This window comes from Pseudomonas fluorescens, assembly GCF_030344995.1.
Lineage (GTDB): Bacteria > Pseudomonadota > Gammaproteobacteria > Pseudomonadales > Pseudomonadaceae > Aquipseudomonas > Aquipseudomonas fluorescens_BF.
Genome location: NZ_CP128260.1, coordinates 3,126,102 through 3,143,710 on the forward strand (window position 1 = coordinate 3,126,102; position 17,609 = coordinate 3,143,710).

The following is a 17,609-nucleotide window of genomic DNA, read 5'->3' on the forward strand; positions in this document are numbered from 1 at the left end:
ACAGGTCGGTTTGTATACTGGAATTTGGCAACCGCTTCAGGAAAGGTAGCCGCTGCCCCCTGCCCAAAACAGCTTCATCCCCTTGGCCACCCGCCAGAGGATGGATCACTCGGATGAACTCACAGCTGCAGTGTTATCGTTTGATACCGGTCGAAGCGCGGGCTTGGGGCATGTTGAACGCAGTCCATCTATATGCTCCATCAAGCCATCAGGAATGCTTTGCCACATCGGGTCGAGTATGAAATCAACACCTTCACGCCGAGCCATCTTCGCCGCAGGTACAAAATCCGCATCACCTGCAATCAGGACAATTTGATCGACCTGTTGCTTGAACGAAAGTGATGCGACATCGACACCAATTCTCATATCAACCCCTTTTTGCCGGGTCTCGATACTGACATCGGTTTCGGTGAGGTCGGCTATCTGGATTTTTCCCTTTAGTTGCTCGGCAATCCTCGAAGGTTTGATTGTCCATTTCACATCTTTGGAAAGGTGTCCCAGACGCAATGCCAGTTTTCGTTTGCTTCGCAACCGAATGTGCAGCTCTCTTCGAAACACGGCTTCTCTTGATTTGGAGAAATCGACAAGTTTTTTTGTGATTGGGTTGTGTTGCTTGGTGTCCAGAGGTGGGCAGTCGTAAAAGAATATTCTGTAAAGGTCTTTTCTGGAGGGCTGTTGCAGCCTTGAAGCCGGGCAGTTTGGACGAGATGGCATCCTGGTTATCAGATGCGCCGTCGCCCATCGGTGGACGAGATCAGCGGCCCGTTCGGCATTGAATGCATTGTGGGGTTCGATCCTTCGAAATCGCTTGATGAAGTAGGCGCCGTCAACCAGAACTGCTGTGGGCATGTGTTCTTCCTGAAAACAAAAACGCCCAAGGGTTTGGCACGTCCTGGATGGTTAGGACGGCTTACTGCCTTGGGCGGGATGTGGGCAGATTAGGGAGCGATGACGATGGCGTCAACCGTTCACTCTTCGAGTCGATCAAGGGATAACCTTCGATCCTGAATGTCTTCTGCGTTCAGTCGATGGGCAGTGACGAAAAAATCATACGGTTTGAGGGCGAACTCTGAAAGCCGGCGCTTTCTGGCAAATTTGTAGGTACTTGCGCAAGGGTTTGTAGGCTCAAGTATCGAATTTCAGATGTTTAAACGTTGGTGTTTAAGTACTGATTCGCCAAGATCATTCGTAACGCTGATTCATACGAAATCCGGCAACAGTGTTTGTCCAGCTGGCTGATTTTTCAGCACTACCCGAACCCTTAGCATCGTCTCCAACCCGTGAACAAACACGGTCCTCAACGAGACGGTGAACATCATGAGCCTCAAGAAAATCGCGCTGGTTCTAATGCTTGGCAGTTTCGGTGCACACGCTTACGCCGATAACGCGGACGCGGCGAACATCCCGGTCGAGACCTACAGCTCTTCGACCAATCTGGACATCGAACATGTCATCTCCATCACCGAACCGGCCAACGAATGCGCCCCGGTGCCGGTGCAGATGACCTACGAAGATTCCCATGGCGAGCGCCACGTTCTGCAATATCAGGTGATGGGCACTGGCTGTTCCAGTTGAGTCAGGTGCAGAAGATGGAGGGTCGACACTCCATGTCTGCTGTACTCAAACCGCTTTCTTTCCAACGATGTCTTCATCCGATGCCAGCAATTGCGGGATCGACTGCTTCAGAAACTCAACCCAGGTCTTGATCTTCGCATCGACGAACTTGCGCGACGGATAGATCGCGAACAGGTTCAACTCCTCCAGCCGATACTCCGGCAATACCCTCACCAGGGTTCCCGCCCTCAAGCCATCCACGGCCGATGCAATCGGTTGAATGCCGATGCCCATGCCTTTTCTGATCGCGATGGTCATGCCGTCGGCGGTGTTGATGTGAAAGGGCGACACGGGGATGGTGATGGTCTCCATGCCTTCGGGCCCTTCGAAAGTCCAGTTCTCCACCGGCATTACCGTGTTGACGATGCGCAGGCACTCGTGTTCGCAGAGTTCGCCGGCAGAAATGGGGACAGATTTATTTTCAGGCAGAAATGGGGACAGATTTATTTTCTGAAAAATGGCAGAAATGGGGACAGATTTATTTTCTGAAAAATAAATCTGTCCCCATTTGTAGTCCCATTTGTAGTACCGCTAAATTCGAGGTCGTTTCAGATTGATCCACTCTTGTACTGTCGGGCGCTGCCATTGGCGCTGCGCGTAATCCTCCAGTTGAGCCGGCACAGTGTCCCCGTTGAGTATCAACCGGTTCAGCATCAAGGCGAGATCAACGTCGGCGATCGACCATTCGCCAAAAAGGTAGTCCGGATTGTCGGTCAGCAGCCATTGAGCGACATCAATCAACTTTTGCCTGGCAGCCTCAGCCGACGCTGACAACGGTCCGTATTTCTGTCCATAGAACACGACAAGGGTAGAGCGTTCCTGTCGGATCGGGAGCAAATCACTGCGTAGCCACGCTTGAACTTGCCTCGCCGCAGCGCGCTTTTGTGGGTGCCGGGGGTAAACAGCTGTCTGGGGGAATACATCTTCCAGGTATTCCGTGATCGCCGATGACTCCGACAACGCAAAGTCGCCATGCACGAGAGTGGGCACCCTCTGAGTCAGCGAAAGACGGGCGTAATCGCTGGCCTGGTTCTCCAGTTTGTCCAGATCCAAGTTACTCATTTCGAACTCGATTCCCTTTTCTCGAAGGGCCACAAAGCACGACATTGCGTAGGGACTGGTGAATTGAGCATCGACGTAAAGGCGCAGGCTTGAGTCATTCATAGCGTCATCTCCATATGCAGAATGGACGACGCTAAAAGATTGGGCGCCTTAAATAAAATTCATGTTTTTTATGGGGGCATTCCTGTCAGGAATGCAGTATGGCCGCTGGCGAAAAATGGGGACGGATCTATTTTCACGCCACAGATAAATAGATCTGTCCCCATTTTTCGGTCCCCATTTTTCGCCGTCCCCATTTTTGATTCATTTTCGACGTACGTCGCGTACAGCTCGTTGATTTGATTTGTACAAGCCTTTGGTCTTTCCATCCAGCGATGAGCAGCGAACGGCAAAACCAAGGTCGAGGACCTTATGAATCATTGTCGCTTCATCAACTTCCTCGCCTGCCTCCAGCGTGTTTCCGTTAGCCCCCCCACGAGAAATTCGATAGGCGACAACTCCGGTACTCCTGCGCTTCATTTGCACTGGAAACAGTTCGGTGCCGTTGTTAAGAACAAAGCTGAATGCGCGTGAAAAACGATCCTGATCCGCAGCCATAGATGACAATCCTTGGAGATGGGTAAAGCAAACTGTAGTTGATCTATGTGCGCGCAGAGGGGGAGTCATTACGTTTGTAGATTCAACCGAGCTTTCGATTCATCGCCGTCATTGAGATTGCGGCCACAGATCCCGAATCTCATACCAGCACGCCTTGGACGCGACCTCGATATGGATTTCGTATTTGATGGCGCGGCACAGACAACTGCCTTGGAACGTGTCGGTCATGGTGGATGCAGCCTGATCGTGAAAATGAGGCAAACCTGTTATCCCGTTACTGGGTTAAAGATCTGCCTCATTCTTATTTGTTCGTATGGGAAATCACACCGCTCATATATTGATTCAAGTCGCGAAAATCGTTAACGCTCCAGGCGTGGGGCGGGATCTTCACGCCATTCTCGCGCAAGGTCTTTGGAATCAAATCGCCGTTGGGGCGAAGTATCACCGAGGACACGATCACGCCCGGATAATCACTCAGTCGCTTTCTGAAAGCTGCGGTGGTCAGGTCAGGTGTCGGCGGATTGCTTTTCCTGGCCAACGGCCCGGTGCCCTTGATGTCGGCTCCGTGGCACACAGCGCATCGCTGTGAATAGAGGGCTTTTCCATTGGCTGTATCCGCGTGGGATATGGCTGCTTGGGGGAGGGCGAAGAAGCCTGACATGACGACGAATAATGTTTTGAGTCTCAGGCGTCCCAGTATGGACACGCCCATACACGATGCCCCAGTCACGTAAATCCGCACTTTATTCCTCCATGAATGCACGTCGATTTCGAGGCCGGCACAATATCCCATGCCAGCCTGAGTCGCCCTTTTTTCTGCACTGCGCATCCAGGGTGAGCCGTATCGACCCTCAATCAACGTGGAAACAAGAACGTCACGGCGGCACGAAAGCCCCAGCCCTGGGGCCCATCACCCGATCGATCCAGCCAGTACCTCGGGCCTGCCTGAATCGTCAGGGGATGGCCGCCGATCTTCAGCAGTTGGGTAACGTTCAGATTGATCGGCACCGACCACTCGCGCGCCTGCCAGTCGTAGGTCGACTCGGTATTGATGCCGTAAGTGGTGAGCGTCTTGGTGGTGTAGGACAGGAAGGGTTGCAGGAACGTCTGGTTGACCTTTTCCTTGTCGTCCGGCGGGCTGCCGTCCAGGCCCCAGATGTGGTTGGCGAGTATGCCGCGGGTCCAGCCATTGGATTGCTTGAGCGCCACGGCGGTCGGGCCTATGCCCCATTGTTCGTTGCTCAAGAGTTCGTGGCTGCCGGTTGGAATCAACAGGGCAGGGCCGGCCCCCAGAATCCAGCCGCTGTCGGTGGGTTTGCTGGGGGAGAAGAAAAAACTTTGCGTGATATCCCCGACACCCGACTTGTCTGCCGCACCATTGGGGGCCAGGCCGTGCTGGTCGATGACCGGCAGGATGGTGCGCGAAATGAGGTTCCAGTCCTCGTTCAGCGTAAACGGCAGCACCGGCTGGATATTGGTCACGCTGTGCATGCCCTCGCCGGTGGGGCCCATCTTCTGATCCCAGTTGTACTGCACTGGCAGGCTGTACATGGCCGCGACAGGGTTGAGGGCGGCCTTGGCCAGTTCGGCGGAGTCCTCAGCTTGCGCAAGACCCGCCTGTGCGGCGATCACCATTAATGACAAGTGTGCGAGATAAACACGTTGCATGGGCTTCCCCTGTTGGCGGGTCTCGAGTGCAAACGGTAAAAAGTTGATCCCTTATCAACAATTGCCCTTCCTTATGGGAGGGCAATTGCGAAAGTGCAGACACGTTGTCTGACGACAACCTGCAACTTCTGATCAAGCCTTCACTTCACCTGGACGACCGCAGGGGGTGTCCACTGCCCATTGAGTACTTCTGTCTTTGGCCAGTAGGTGCGGATGGTGACTTCAAACTCGCTTTGCGGGGCAGGCAACCAATTGCTTTCCTTGTCCTTGCCGGGGGAGTTGTGTTGCACATAAAGAGTCAGCGAACCGTCATCGTTGAACTTCATGTTCTTCTCATTCTTGGTACCCAATGAGTAGCGCTTCATGGCGTTAGGGGCGAAGAAGTGTTGAGGGTCGTACATGGTCAGCGACCAGAAGCCGTCCACAGGCGGCGTTTGCCCCTTGGCGAAGGTCACGGTGTATTTGTGTTTTCCATTAAGTCGCTGACCACTCTGATCCACCTCCTGGAAGAAGTAGCGAGTCTCTTCCGGTTGGTTGGTATACATGTTCGACTTCGAAGTGGCGGTGCGGGTCAAATAGTCGTTACCCCAACGTGCAACATTGGTCGGCGAGTTCCAGCCATTGGGCAGGCGCGAACCATTGGTGCGGAAGGAAAACAGCGGTGCGATAACGTCCTTCTCGGTTTCGACTGCGGCCTTGAGCAAAACATCCTTGATCGCGGGATCCTTCGCAGCGGCATCAAGCAGTGCGCGCATCATCGCGTAGCGGCTTTCCTCACCCGCCAGCGGTGGCACCTTGTCGAGAATTCCCGGTAACAGGTCAAAGAATGTATTCGGGTCCACCCAGCGGGTTTCGGTGGAAGAGTTCTGTGCGGCCGGGAAATGCGGCGTTTTGGTCCAGTCCTTGGTAACCGACTCGCCTGTGTACTTGCTCAACGGATAAACCACTACTTGCTGGAGGAGTTTGACGACTGCCGCATGGTCTTCCTCGCTATCACCCATGAACACCCGTGGCCCCATGGCAACCAGTTCGGTAGGCGCCTTGATCACTTCGGTGATGCCCTGCGGGACGGTGCCTTTCCAGTTAGGCCCCACCACCAGATAGTTGCCAGGCTTGGTTCCATATTGCTTGCCAAGCCTGGAGAACTCCTCGCTGCGTGCGTCGTACAACGCATAAACCCAGAATCGGTCGCCAAAGTCAGGCACTTGCAATACGACTGGATCGTCGTCAGTCGCACCGAAACCGAAACCGTAAACCACATCCTGGTTTGGGTGAGCTACCCATCGTTGTTCTGGCGAGATGTATCCGCTGAGCATGCTCACATAGCCGATCGGTGCCGCAGGCAGGATCCCGCCCATCAGCCCTGGCTCCGGCGCCTTGGAGAAAGAAGTACGGCGGTTGAACGCATTGACGATAGGCCAACCCCACAGATAAGTGTCTTGCGCGATGACCTTCGCACTGGACGGGGTGATCACCGTTCCAGCGGGAATGCCGGGAACCTCGGCAGCCGGTTTGCCAGCGGAGTTATCTCCCGCTTGAACACCACCAATCATTGCCGCGCTCAAAGCCAAAGCCAGCACGGTGTAACGGGAAGGCGACCTCATCATCTGAAAACTCCTGTATCGAATGGCAATCGGCTGCGGTGTTGCGCCGGTGGAAGGGCGCTGATGGATCGGTCAGGGCTTGACCACTTCCACGGCAGGGAACTTGTAGCCACCTGCCTGCACTTCCTTGCTCGGGCCGTACATCCTCAGCACGATGTAAACGTCTTTTTCCGGAATGGGCAGGTAGTTGGGATTGCTGGCATCGCCCTTGGCACTGAGTTCAATTGTGTAGTTGCCCTCGGCGTCGGGTTTCAAGGTACGGTCGCCACGGCTGTGGCGGTTCATGTCGTTGTGCGCCATGAATCGGTTGTCAGTGCCGTACACGGTAAAAGACCAGAACTCGCTGACGTCCGGTGCCTTGAAGTGCATGCGATAGGTCTTGCCGTTGGAGCCATTGATGTTCTTGCCATCGCTGCCTTTGACGGCTTGAAGGTAAATGGTTTCGTCCGGCGGCAGTCCCCATTGGCCCAGGTAGGTTCCTTCGGCAAACAGTTCGCGCGGGTCGTCACTCAACTGCTTGCGAGTGCCCAACAGCTTGCCGGCATCGGTCAGGGTCGGGGCCAGTTCCTTGATGCGTTTCATGCCCAGTTCTTCGCCTTTCTTCGCGGCGGCGAGCTGATCCGGGGTGAAGTTTTCCTTGCACGGCTCAACGCCGACAGCCTTGTATTGGTCCAGCCATTTCTTGTCGGCCTTGCCCATGGTGCCGTCACACAGAACAAAATTGACCCGTTGCAGCCAATTGGTTTTCGCAGGATCCAGATAGGTGCGTGTCTTGGCCTTGGGACCGGGTTCACCCAGATAGGCGGAGAGTGTCCGCACGTTCCAGTCATCCATGTAGTTGAGTGCGGTTTTCTGATCCTCTGGGCCCGTGGCCATGATCCGGCCCATCAGTTTCACCAGGTTGGAATCGACGCGGATCACTTCATCGACGCTACCCGGCACTTCGCCTTTCCAGTCCTGCGTGGCGAACATGAAGTGGCCACCCTTGTTGCCATGGGTGCGCGATCCGATCATGGTCACGGTGTAATGGCCCATGTCCATGGTGTGCAGGATCCAGTAACGGCCCTTGTCCATGTCCGGCACGCTGACGATCACCGGTTCGGCAGCCACATCGAGCCAGCCCATCAGGTGCAGGGTGTCGTTGTTGATGGTCGGGTGATCGGTGTAGGTGTCATCGGCCAGATGGCGGATGTTCTGGAAGCGATTGAGCGGCGTGTCGGTCTTGACCGCCGTCTCGTAGAAGAACTTATAGGCTTCGTCGATGGAGTAACCGTAGGTGTACGCGTCCTGGGCCAGTTTGTCGGAGATCTGGGCAAAGGCCGGAACCGCCAGTGAAAGCAAGGTTGCCGCAAGCGTCAGTCGTTTCATGAGCACTCCAGGGAACAGTAGAAATCCATACCTGAGAAATCAGTTTTCCATCGAAGCCATCCCGATGCCCGCCGCGCCTTTCTGCGAGGGCGGGAAGTCTTTCATGCTCTTCTCGAAGGTCTCGATGTAGGGGGCGAGAATCGGAATGATCCAGCTGCGCTGTTGCTGCCAGCGAAAGTGGTCACCGGTTTCTGAAGAACGCTCGTAGGGGTCGACCTTGATATCGAACACCAGACCACCTGGAATCGGGCTGGCCGCCTCCATCCATTTTTCCTTGGTCGCCGTGTGAATCTTCCACTGGTCGACACGCACCGCATTCATGCTGGTTTCAGCGAAGAAGAAAAACTCGTGGCGTCTGGATTTGCCGTCGGGCCGGGTCAGCATGTCGAGCTGGTTGTAGCCGTCGAGGTGATTCTTGAAGGTCTTTTCGCCGACCTTGAGTCCGGTCAGCAGTTGGTCCTTCACATCCGTTTTGCCGGCGGCGGCCATCAGGGTCGGCAGCCAGTCTTCGGAGGTCATGAACTCGCCGGTCCAGGTGTCGGGCTTGATGTGCTCCGGCCAGCGGACGAGCATCGGCACACGGAAGCCGCCATCCCAGGTGAGCCCTTTTTCACCACGAAACGATGCGGCGCCGGCGTCCGGCCAGTGCGAGAGGTTCACGCCGTTGTCGGAGGTGAACAGGACGATCGTGTTCTTGGTCAGCCCTTCCTGATCGAGCGTATCGAGCAGCTTGCCCACGAGCGAGTCGAGTTGCATGACGGCATCGGCGTACGGGGTGTGCCCGCTCTTGCCCAGCCATTGATCGCTGACGTGGATGATCTGGTGCATGCGCGAGGGGGTGAACCACAGGAAAAACGGCTTGTCGGCCGCCTTCTGTTTTTTGACCCATTCGATCGACAGGTCGGTGAAGGTGTCATCGATGGTCTTCATTCGCTCGATGGTCAACGGACCTTCATCGGTGATTTTCTGCTTGCCGACGCGTCCCCAGCGTGGCTCCTCGGTCGCGTCATCCGTGGTGCTGGCCACCGCGTGAATCATGTTGCGCGGGATGCCCGGAAAGTTCGGGTCTTTGGGGAAGTTGGTCATTTGCGCTATCTCCATGATGTTCAGGTGATAGAGAAAGCCGTAGAACTCGTCGAAACCGTGGACGGTGGGCAGGTACTCGTTGCGATCGCCGACGTGGGATTTGCCGAACATCCCGGTCGCATAACCTTCGGCCTTGAGCAACTGGGCCAGGGTCACATCGCTGTCCTGCAGGCCGACTTTCGCGCCGGGCTGTCCCACCGCCGTCAGGCCCGTGCGGATCGGGTATTGCCCGGTGATGAATGCCGCACGACCCGCCGTACAACTGGGCTGGGCGTAGTAGTCCGAGATCATCAGCCCTTCCCGGGCGAGGCGATCGATACTGGGTGTGTTCACGGCACCCAGGCCTCGGTGATAGGCCGACAGGTCCATGGGCGCCATGTCATCGACCATGATCACCACGATATTGGGTTTCTCTGCGGCTTGTACCGATCCCAGAGCCGTCATCCCCAGGCCGAGACCCAGCAGGATATTTCTCAACATGCGCATGAAGGAACCTCACTGATCAGCGCGAGGACGTGGTCCTCAGGGATTGACCTGTTCGAAGTCAGGCATCTTGAAGGTCTTGTCGTTGAACGCCTGGGTCGGCCCGTAGAAGCGCATGGTCGGCATCGGGCGCTTGCCCGAGGTTGGAATCCAATTGGATTCCTCACCCTGAGGAGCATTCGGCCCGACGTAGAGCGTGACGCTGCCATCGGCATTCTTCTTCAATTTCTCGAGGTCGAACGACGACAGCGTGGTGCGGTTGCTGTCGCTGTAAATGAAGGAGAAGGTGGCGCGGTCGTAGACCGTCAGCGCCCAGAACTGCTTGACCGGCATCTGGGCCGGAACATCGACCTTGTAGGTTTTGCCGGCCTCGAGCAGATGCCCGTCCTTGTCCGCCAGCGCCACCATGTAGGCGGTAGCGGGGGAGTCGCTGAGCACTTTGGGCATGTAGGTGCACCAGAAGTATTCCGCGGCACGTTCGATCAGATCGATTTTGTCGTCGTAAGTGAATTTGAACTGGCGATTGGCATCGGTCTGCAACAACGAGACGTAATGACGATCGGGCCAGTAGACGCGCTTGACCATTTCCTTGTCGAACCACTCCTGCAAATAGAACCAGGCGTCGATGGCGGCCTGGTGCATGGCACGTTTGGCGGTTTCGTCCGGGGTGAAAGGTTTGCCTTTTTCGATGCCCAGCGACTTGAGCATGCCCATCATGACCTTGTCGTGCTCCCTGACGGGCTCCACGCTCATGATTTCGTGCATGTCCTGAAAGTGTCGCTCATCGTAGAACGGCAGGGTCGGGTAGCGCTGATGGCTGGGGTCGATGAATTTTTGCTGCGGTGGATTCTTCGCTTCGGACAAGGCGTACATGCGCAGGCGTTTGGCATACGCGTAGGCATCTGCGGCGGTTTTGCCCGCCGCTGGCACCGAACGAAAAGCAAAGGCAATGCGATAATTGGGCGAGCTGACGTGGAAGTAGCCCTTGGGAATCGCACCCTTGTAATCAGGTGCAGTGAACAGGTATTTGCCGCCCTTGCCCTTGTCGAGCCCGGCAGGCCCGACGTCGGCGATGGTGAACTGCCAGGCGTCCACCACCTGGCCATACAGGCTGCCGTCGGCTCCGGCGGCTGGAATTTCCAGAACTACCGGGCCGTTGCGCAAGTCGGTGTAGGCGGCGATGTAGGGTGTGGAACTGTTGGCCGTGAGGGCTTCAAGTTGCGGGGTGGCGGTTGCCGAGTAGGCGATGATGTCATTGTCCTTGTAACCCAGGTCGCTGATGGCTGCGCGCCGGAAGGAGTAGATGGAGATTGCCGGCATGTTCCACAGCACGGCCTCGAAGGCACGCTGGTACTTGATCTGATAGTCGAAGTCCTTGACCGACGGGCTGGAGCCCGGCGGTGGCTGCCCACCCAGAGGGTCGGTGGCAGCCTGCACCGAAGCGGCGCCGCTTGCGGTAAGCACCATCGCCAGCAGTCCGGGCAATAGAACATTGGCAACGTTCGATCTCGCGAGTGGCGGGGCCACACAAGTCATCAATCCTTTTACAACGCTCATGGAGGCTCCAGATACGTGGGTGACAGGAGGCAACGCGTCGACAACAACAACAGGGCAGACCGGATCGTTTCAAGGGCAGGAAACAGGCACCCGCGCAAGTGTAGTCCACCGTGACGACTGCGCTACTCGCGCTCGATCGCACCGGGCAAATCTGACAATTATTGGGTGCTGAACTAGGCTGCGATCTGAACGCTCAGTCCTCACACCCGTGGCGCAAGGAAACCGGTTATGCGAAGCAGGTTGTTCGCCGTCCTGTTGGTCATTTGCGGTCTGTGCTGGTCGGCACTGTCATTGGCCGTGGACGAACCCAAGGCGACTGATGATTCCGTCGAGCTGAAACTCGCAAATCGCAGCATCATGGTGTTCCGCGCCACGTTGCTGGGCGAGGCACCGGCTTCGCGGGCGAAACGCGCCAGAACCGTCATCAGCGAAGCACTGGATGAGTCGGATGCGCCGACGGTGGCCGTTGAGCCCCTTCAGGAAGACTACCTGGTGCTGCTGGGCAACCGGCGTGCATTTATCGTCGCGCCCAAGGACGTCGACGAACTCGAATACAGCTCTGTGCAGCAGGCTGCGCAGGGGGCGGCGGACAAGCTGCGACTTGTTGTGGCGGAAACCCGCGAAGCGCGCAGCTTGCACCTGATGTTGCGTTCGGCCGGTCTGGCCGCCGTCGCGACGGGCATCTACCTGGCGTTGCTGTGGAGCCTCGCCTGGTTGCGGCGCCGGTTGCTGCAGCGCTTGCCCGATCTGATGCATCGGCACACCCGCGCGCTGAAAGTGGGGCAGGTGCAGGTCATCGATGCCAACTACCTTTATCCGTTGGTGATACGCCTGTTCTGGCTGCTGCGCTGGCTGGTCATTCTGTTGCTGACGTATGAATGGCTGGGCTTTGTCCTTTCACGGTTTCCTTACACCCGGCCGTGGGGTGAAAGCCTCAACAACTACCTGATCGAAGTCGCCAGTTATCTGCTGCAAGCGATTGTCGGAGCGATCCCCGGTCTGGGTGTGGCCCTGGCGATCTTTTTCATTGCCCGTGGCGCCTCGGCCTTCAGTCGGCGGGTGCTGCGGCGCATGGCGACGCCGGGCACTTTCAGCTGGCTCAACTACGAAACCCTGCAACCGACTCAGCGCCTGACCTCGCTGGCGATCTGGCTGTTTGCACTGGCGATGGCTTACCCGTATCTGCCGGGTGCGGACACCGACGCGTTCAAGGGTTTGTCGGTACTGATCGGCCTGATGATTTCGCTGGGGGCCACCAGCGTAGTGGGGCAGGCGGCTGCCGGGTTGATCCTGACGTACACCCGCACCTTGCGCCCCGGCGAATTCGTGCGCATCGGCGAATACGAAGGCACCGTGACCGAACTGGGCATGTTCACCACCAGCATCCGCACGGGGCTGGGTGAAGTGCTGACCCTGCCCAATTCGATGATCACCGGCACCGTCACCAAGAACTATTCGCGCACCGTGCAAGGGGCGGGTTATGTGGTCGATACGGTCGTGACCATCGGCTACGACACCCCGTGGCGCCAGGTGGAAGCGATGTTGCTGGAGGCGGCACGGCGCACGCCCGGTGTATTGCAGGACCCGCCGGCGCAGGTGTTCCAGACCGCGCTGTCTGATTTTTACCCCGAATATCGCCTGGTGGCCCAGGCCATTCCCAGCCTGCCGCGACCGCGCGCGGAGCTGCTGAGCATGCTGCACGCGAACATTCAGGATGTGTTCAACGAATACGGCGTGCAGATCATGTCGCCGCACTATCTGGGCGATCCCGAACAAGAAAAACGAGTACCCAAAGAAAACTGGTTCGCGGCACCGGCCAAAGAACCGAAAGATACTTGACCGGCGTTGAGCGGGAGTCCGTCAGATGCTCGAATTTTTCCTGAATGCCCTGCGCGCCGATCCCGAAATCGCCGTGTTCCTGGCCATTGCTTCCGGCGTGTTCATCGGTCGCCTGCACATCGGCAGCTTCCACTTAGGCTCTGTGGCTGGCGCATTGCTGATGGGCTTGCTGATCGGGCAGATCGGCCTGGAAGTGCCGGCAGGATTGAAGTCGATCTTCTTCGTGCTGTTCATTTACGCCGTCGGGTTCAAGAGCGGGCCGGAATTTTTCGGTAGCCTCAATCGGGGCACGTTGAAACTGGTGGTGCTTTCCGTGGTGCTGTGTGCCACGGCACTGGGCGCGATCCTGTTGATGAACGCGATCTACGGCTTCGACGCGGGCTTCACCGCCGGGCTCGGCGCCGGCGCGCTGACCGACACCGCGATCATGGGCACCGCCACCAGTGCGCTCAACCAACTGCCGATCGACAGCGCCGCCAAGGCCACGCTCAACAGCCACATGGCCATTGCGTATGCGATCACCTACCTGTTCGGCACCATCGGCCTGATTGTCTTCGTCGGCAGCATTGCGCCACGGTTGCTCGGGGTCGACCTCAAGGCCTCGGCACGCGAGCTGGAACTGGAGTTGGGAATCGAGAAAGACGAGGACGCGATCACCGTTTCCTATACCCGCATTGTCGTGCGTGCCCATCAGGTGGCAGCCGTTGGCCAGGCCAGCGGACAGTCCATCGCCGAGCTTGAAAAACTGCACGACGCGCTCAGCATCGAGCGCGTGGTGAGAGGCGGGAAGGTTATCGAGCGCGATGAAAGCTTCGTGCTCATGGAGGGCGATATCGTCGGCGTGTATGCGTTGCGTGAGGCGGTCGGCACGCTCAGCCACTGGATCGGGCCGGAAATCGATCATCCACAGTCGTTGTCGTTTCCAACCCGCGAGGCGGACATCGTCCTGACCTCGAAAGAATTCGCCGGCAAGACCCTGCACGAAGCCCGGGCTCAACTGAAAAACACCCAGAGGCTGGGCTGTTTTCTCAACACCATCACCCGGCAAGGCTACGAATTGCCGCTGCTGCCCAATACCGTCCTGCGTCGGGGTGACGTGATCCGCGTGACCGGGCGCACCGCCAGCGTCGAAGCGTTGGCGCAGCGCCTGGGGCGGATTCGCAAGCAGGGCTATAAAAGCGACATTGCGATGCACACCCTGGGCATGGTTCTGGGGGCATTGCTGGGGCTGCTGTCCACGCACATCGGCATGATTCCGGTGGAGTTGGGCATCGGCGGCGGGGTGCTGGTGGTGGCGTTGGCCATTGGTTGGTATAACTCGCGCCACCCGGAAATCGGCGCGTTGCCTCCGGCTGCGCAATGGGCATTTTCCGAATTCGGCCTGACGGCCTTCGGCGCGGTCATCGGTTTGCTGGCGGGGCCCGCCGCGTTTGAGGCGATGAAAGAGCAAGGGCTGTCACTGCTGATCTCCGGCGCAGTGGTGACCATTCTGCCGCCGCTGGTGGCGTTGTATTTCGGTCGCTACATACTGCGCCTGCACCCGATGGTGCTGTTCGGCGGTCTGGCCGGAGCGCAGACCGAAGCCGCCTCGATGAACAAGATCATCGAGCAGTCCGGCAGCAATACACCGGTGATCGGCTTCACGGTTTGTTATGCGGTATCCAACGTGCTGTTGGCTGTTTGTGGCCCCATTATCATTTTTGTGGTGGCGGGTTAGGGGCTCGCCGATTCAGCGCTGTATCGGTGGAAGCGGCCCCACAAACATCACCTTCAGCCGGTCACGTCCGATGACCCGAGCCAGTTCCGCGATAACGCAATACATGAATATCAGCGTGATGAGCAGTATTTGCACCGCCCAGAACCGGGGCCAGTTCATCGAAGACCACAGCAGCGCGTTCGCATCCATGAAGCTCGGGGCTTCCTTCCAGTAGTCGTACAGCCGCTCCAGATAATGGACGATCAGCGCGACCAGGTTGTACATGAGCGTCTTCCAGGTGACATTCCAGATCAGCGGCTTATCGGGAAAACGGTTGATGAAGGGCAGCATGTCCGCGACCAAAACCGACTTTCCGAGTATGAGCGACGCGATCAGAACAGAGGCTGAAACCGGAAGATCGACCCCCGACCCTTTGATCATCAGCGCACGGATCAAAGCAACGATATGCAAGATCACGAAAAAGAAAATCGTGGGTGGAAGCGCCTTCATGAATTCATGTTTGATTTTGTTTATCACCGGGCTCATATCGGCGTCCTTCAGAAGTCAGGAAAACGGTTAGCCGAGACAAAAGTGCCTCGGCATTCAAGGCTCAAAAACGCCACGTCGCGCCGCCACCGATGATGTGCAGCGCGGCGTTTCGGTAGGTGCCAGACAGGGTTTCCCCGGAGCGGGACTTGGTCTGCTCGACGTCCATATCACCGAGCCAGACAAGGGTGTAGGCCGCATGGACATCCAGCCCTTCATCGATCTTGTAATTCACGCCTGTCGCCAGACGCCAGGCATCGCCCATGGGGTTGTCGACAGTGCGATCCTTGTCATCCACGGCGGAGCTGTCATACCCCAGCCCCATGCTCCAGCGCAGGCGCGGTGTCATCTGGTATTGCGCCCCCACCGAAGCGTGCCAGGTGTCTTTGTATTTGCGGTCGGCGGTCCGGCTGACGTCGGCCGCATTGGCGTCGACCTCCACGCCGATTTCGCCGAACTGGCTCCAGTCCTGCCAACCGAGGCTACCCAGCAGTTTCCATTCCGGACTCAGGTCGTGGGCGACACTGAGCAGAACGGTTTGCGGCACCGACATGTCCAGCTCCAGTGAGTCGACGTCCAGGCGCCGCAGGGCGGCATTGATGATCGGGTTATCGACCTTGCGCACGCTCGGGCTGTCCTTGAACTCCAGGTCGATCTTGCTCGTGTAGGCCAGACCGATCTGCGTGCGTTCGCTCAAGCGATAAAGCAGACCGAGATTGATGCCGGCGCCGACGTCGGTGTCCTTGTATTCAAGCTGGCCGTCGGGACTGTCGCGCAGCCCGAGCAGGTTGTTGTTGATCGCTGTTTCATTCCTGTAATAGGCGTACATGATGCGCGGGCCGATGCCGATCGACAGGTCATCGGTGAACTTGTGCGCCAGTGTCGGCTGAAAGGACACGCCAATGACGGCGGCTTCCTGATTGAAATATCGACCTGCCCAATCGTCGTCGTAATCCAGGGCCAGCCCAAAGTTGCCATACATGCCAAAACCGACGGCCGAGCGATCATCGATCTGGTGACTGACGAACAAACTGGCACCCGGCAGATACTGCAAGGCATTGCCGCCTTCGTTGCCATCAAACTGGTTGTTGCTGTCGCGGGAGAAGCGCATGTGACCCAGAATCAACTGCCCGTTGGCGCTGATCTGCGTGCCTTTGAGTTCGGTGAGTCCGGCGGGGTTGCTCATCAATACACTGGGATCGGTCGCCAATGCGGCGGCCCCGGCATTGGCCAGGCCATTACCTTCCTGGCCTGCTTCATAAATAAGAATGCCGCCGGCCTGAGCATTACTGCTCAGAAAACCCAGGGCCAGAACAGAAACACTGAGTCGGCGAGCGTATCGGCTTACAGTCATGGCGCGTCCTCTGCGAAATCATCAACACATTGAATGTCTGAACTGCGACTACCGGTTTCTTCGAGGTTGTCTTGAAGTCAGATAAACATTAGTAGTGATTGGACGTTCCGGCAGAGAAACGACGAGTGGTCGCTTTCAAGTGGCGATTTTGTGAGGTCGGTCGGGTGTGCTCGCGGACAAGTCAGCGGGGCAGCGTCACCCAAGGCGCACCTTCGGCAAAAGCGCCCTCGATCCAGTCTTTGAACGCCGTAGTCGTCGCCGTGTTGAACCGCGCCGACGGCCGTACCAGATATACCCCCGTGTCGGCATCCAGTTGCCACTCCGGAAGCACCCGCACCAGACGCCCCTCGCGCAAATCTTTGGTCATCAGCCAGTCACCGCCAGCCAGAATCCCCACGGCCATGCGCGCGGCACACAACTGCGCTTCGTTGTCGTTGCTGACCAGACGGCTGCGGACTTTGACGGTTTGTTTGTCATCACCGCGAGTCAGTCGCCATTCGGGATACGAATGCAGCCCGGTGAATCCCAGACAATGATGATCGGCAAGATCCCCCGGTGTTTTCGGTTCGCCGTGCTGTTGAAGATAGGAGGGCGCGGCGCACAGGATTCGGCGGTGATCACAGAGCTTTTTCGCCACCAGCCGATTGTCCGCCAGTTCGCCGATGCGGATCGCTGCGTCGAATCCCTCGGCGACGATATCGACGAAGCGCTCGGCATATTCAACTTCCAGCGCCACGTTCGGATGGGCCAGGGCAAACGCCGAAACGATATCGCCCAGCCACAGCCGCCCCATGGCAGCCGGCAGGGCGATGCGCAAACGCCCGCGAACCTCGGCGGCCCCTTCGCGCGCATCCTGCTCCGCTTCGGCGATCAGGCTGACCGCATGCCCGAACCGCGCCACCAGCCGTTGCCCCTCATCGGTGAAACGCAGTTGCCGGGTGGTGCGCTCGATCAGCCGCACCCCCAGCCGCGACTCCAGCGCGCTGAGCCGTTTCGACAGCACCGAGGGATGGCGTTGCAACGTCCGGCCCGCCGCCGCAAACGAGCCGTGCTCGGCCAGGGCCAGCAGGGTGGCGACTTCATCGGCCTGACGGCTATCGAACAGATCCATGCGACGACAACCCTCGTGGATGAC

At 57.8% G+C, this 17,609-nt stretch carries 15 protein-coding genes and 1 pseudogene; 3 read left to right on the plus strand and 13 right to left on the minus strand.

Annotated features, from left to right (window positions below; genetic code table 11):
• Positions 1-105 precede the first annotated feature (105 nt).
• Positions 106-849 (minus strand): NYN domain-containing protein, encoded by a 744-nt coding sequence (locus QR290_RS14050; RefSeq protein WP_115077639.1) that lies wholly within the window; start codon positions 847-849, stop codon positions 106-108.
• A gap of 468 nt (positions 850-1,317) precedes the next feature.
• Here QR290_RS14050 and QR290_RS14055 point away from each other — a divergent pair, with 468 nt between their 5' ends.
• A complete protein-coding gene (locus QR290_RS14055; RefSeq protein WP_115077640.1) occupies positions 1,318-1,575 on the plus strand; it encodes a DUF2790 domain-containing protein in 258 nt (85 codons plus the stop codon).
• 45 nt (positions 1,576-1,620) lie between these two features.
• On the opposite strand, the pseudogene QR290_RS14060 reads toward QR290_RS14055, so the two are convergent.
• From QR290_RS14060 to QR290_RS14100, 9 genes and pseudogenes are all read right to left on the minus strand, one after another.
• Positions 1,621-2,007, minus strand: a pseudogene (locus QR290_RS14060) (LysR substrate-binding domain-containing protein); the annotation flags it as partial.
• Positions 2,008-2,145: 138 nt separating this feature from the next.
• Entirely contained in the window at positions 2,146-2,778 is a 633-nt protein-coding gene (yfcF, locus tag QR290_RS14065) for a glutathione transferase (RefSeq protein ID WP_115077641.1), read from the minus strand.
• Between the two features lie 201 nt (positions 2,779-2,979).
• Positions 2,980-3,273, minus strand: coding sequence for a hypothetical protein (locus tag QR290_RS14070; RefSeq protein ID WP_289205242.1), 294 nt, complete (start codon positions 3,271-3,273; stop codon positions 2,980-2,982).
• 301 nt (positions 3,274-3,574) lie between these two features.
• Positions 3,575-3,934: a c-type cytochrome gene (locus QR290_RS14075; protein WP_289205294.1), complete on the minus strand. Its 360-nt coding sequence runs from the start codon at positions 3,932-3,934 to the stop codon at positions 3,575-3,577.
• Positions 3,935-4,128: 194 nt separating this feature from the next.
• On the minus strand, positions 4,129-4,908 hold the full coding sequence (locus tag QR290_RS14080) for a transporter (RefSeq protein ID WP_435875098.1): 780 nt from the start codon (positions 4,906-4,908) through the stop codon (positions 4,129-4,131).
• Positions 4,909-5,081: 173 nt separating this feature from the next.
• Positions 5,082-6,548, minus strand: coding sequence for a DUF1254 domain-containing protein (locus QR290_RS14085; protein WP_205350864.1), 1,467 nt, complete (start codon positions 6,546-6,548; stop codon positions 5,082-5,084).
• A gap of 69 nt (positions 6,549-6,617) precedes the next feature.
• Entirely contained in the window at positions 6,618-7,913 is a 1,296-nt protein-coding gene (locus QR290_RS14090; RefSeq protein ID WP_115077643.1) for a DUF1254 domain-containing protein, read from the minus strand.
• A 39-nt stretch (positions 7,914-7,952) separates the two neighbouring features.
• Positions 7,953-9,485, minus strand: coding sequence for an arylsulfatase (locus tag QR290_RS14095; protein WP_289205244.1), 1,533 nt, complete (start codon positions 9,483-9,485; stop codon positions 7,953-7,955).
• A gap of 36 nt (positions 9,486-9,521) precedes the next feature.
• Positions 9,522-10,949: a DUF1254 domain-containing protein gene (locus tag QR290_RS14100; RefSeq protein WP_289205245.1), complete on the minus strand. Its 1,428-nt coding sequence runs from the start codon at positions 10,947-10,949 to the stop codon at positions 9,522-9,524.
• Between the two features lie 318 nt (positions 10,950-11,267).
• Here QR290_RS14100 and QR290_RS14105 point away from each other — a divergent pair, with 318 nt between their 5' ends.
• Both QR290_RS14105 and aspT read left to right on the plus strand, forming a co-directional pair.
• Positions 11,268-12,878 carry a mechanosensitive ion channel family protein gene (locus QR290_RS14105; protein ID WP_115077645.1) on the plus strand — a complete coding sequence of 537 codons (1,611 nt, stop codon included), beginning with the start codon at positions 11,268-11,270 and terminating at the stop codon, positions 12,876-12,878.
• 25 nt (positions 12,879-12,903) lie between these two features.
• A complete protein-coding gene (gene aspT / locus QR290_RS14110) occupies positions 12,904-14,595 on the plus strand; it encodes an aspartate-alanine antiporter (RefSeq protein ID WP_289205246.1) in 1,692 nt (563 codons plus the stop codon).
• A gap of 12 nt (positions 14,596-14,607) precedes the next feature.
• Here the strand turns inward: aspT and QR290_RS14115 are convergent, their stop codons facing one another.
• The 3 genes from QR290_RS14115 to QR290_RS14125 form a co-directional block, all read right to left on the minus strand.
• A complete protein-coding gene (locus QR290_RS14115; protein ID WP_115077647.1) occupies positions 14,608-15,120 on the minus strand; it encodes a hypothetical protein in 513 nt (170 codons plus the stop codon).
• 64 nt (positions 15,121-15,184) lie between these two features.
• Positions 15,185-16,474 carry an OmpP1/FadL family transporter gene (locus QR290_RS14120; RefSeq protein ID WP_289205247.1) on the minus strand — a complete coding sequence of 430 codons (1,290 nt, stop codon included), beginning with the start codon at positions 16,472-16,474 and terminating at the stop codon, positions 15,185-15,187.
• Positions 16,475-16,655: 181 nt separating this feature from the next.
• Positions 16,656-17,585 carry a LysR family transcriptional regulator gene (locus tag QR290_RS14125; RefSeq protein WP_289205248.1) on the minus strand — a complete coding sequence of 310 codons (930 nt, stop codon included), beginning with the start codon at positions 17,583-17,585 and terminating at the stop codon, positions 16,656-16,658.
• Between the last annotated feature and the right edge of the window lie 24 nt (positions 17,586-17,609).

Bases quoted from the DNA above. Each gene is read 5' to 3' on its own strand.
- QR290_RS14115 (WP_115077647.1), bottom strand. From the start codon at position 15,120: ATGAGCCCGGTGATAAACAAAATCAAACATGAATTCATGAAGGCGCTT.
- QR290_RS14075 (WP_289205294.1), bottom strand. From the start codon at position 3,934: ATGTCAGGCTTCTTCGCCCTCCCCCAAGCAGCCATATCCCACGCGGAT.
- QR290_RS14085 (WP_205350864.1), bottom strand. From the start codon at position 6,548: ATGATGAGGTCGCCTTCCCGTTACACCGTGCTGGCTTTGGCTTTGAGC.
- QR290_RS14055 (WP_115077640.1), top strand. From the start codon at position 1,318: ATGAGCCTCAAGAAAATCGCGCTGGTTCTAATGCTTGGCAGTTTCGGT.
- QR290_RS14100 (WP_289205245.1), bottom strand. From the start codon at position 10,949: ATGGTGCTTACCGCAAGCGGCGCCGCTTCGGTGCAGGCTGCCACCGAC.
- QR290_RS14105 (WP_115077645.1), top strand. From the start codon at position 11,268: ATGCGAAGCAGGTTGTTCGCCGTCCTGTTGGTCATTTGCGGTCTGTGC.
- QR290_RS14090 (WP_115077643.1), bottom strand. From the start codon at position 7,913: ATGAAACGACTGACGCTTGCGGCAACCTTGCTTTCACTGGCGGTTCCG.
- QR290_RS14120 (WP_289205247.1), bottom strand. From the start codon at position 16,474: ATGACTGTAAGCCGATACGCTCGCCGACTCAGTGTTTCTGTTCTGGCC.
- QR290_RS14080 (WP_435875098.1), bottom strand. From the start codon at position 4,908: ATGGTGATCGCCGCACAGGCGGGTCTTGCGCAAGCTGAGGACTCCGCC.
- QR290_RS14050 (WP_115077639.1), bottom strand. From the start codon at position 849: ATGCCCACAGCAGTTCTGGTTGACGGCGCCTACTTCATCAAGCGATTT.
- QR290_RS14070 (WP_289205242.1), bottom strand. From the start codon at position 3,273: ATGGCTGCGGATCAGGATCGTTTTTCACGCGCATTCAGCTTTGTTCTT.
- QR290_RS14125 (WP_289205248.1), bottom strand. From the start codon at position 17,585: ATGGATCTGTTCGATAGCCGTCAGGCCGATGAAGTCGCCACCCTGCTG.
- aspT (WP_289205246.1), top strand. From the start codon at position 12,904: ATGCTCGAATTTTTCCTGAATGCCCTGCGCGCCGATCCCGAAATCGCC.
- yfcF (WP_115077641.1), bottom strand. From the start codon at position 2,778: ATGAATGACTCAAGCCTGCGCCTTTACGTCGATGCTCAATTCACCAGT.
- QR290_RS14095 (WP_289205244.1), bottom strand. From the start codon at position 9,485: ATGCGCATGTTGAGAAATATCCTGCTGGGTCTCGGCCTGGGGATGACG.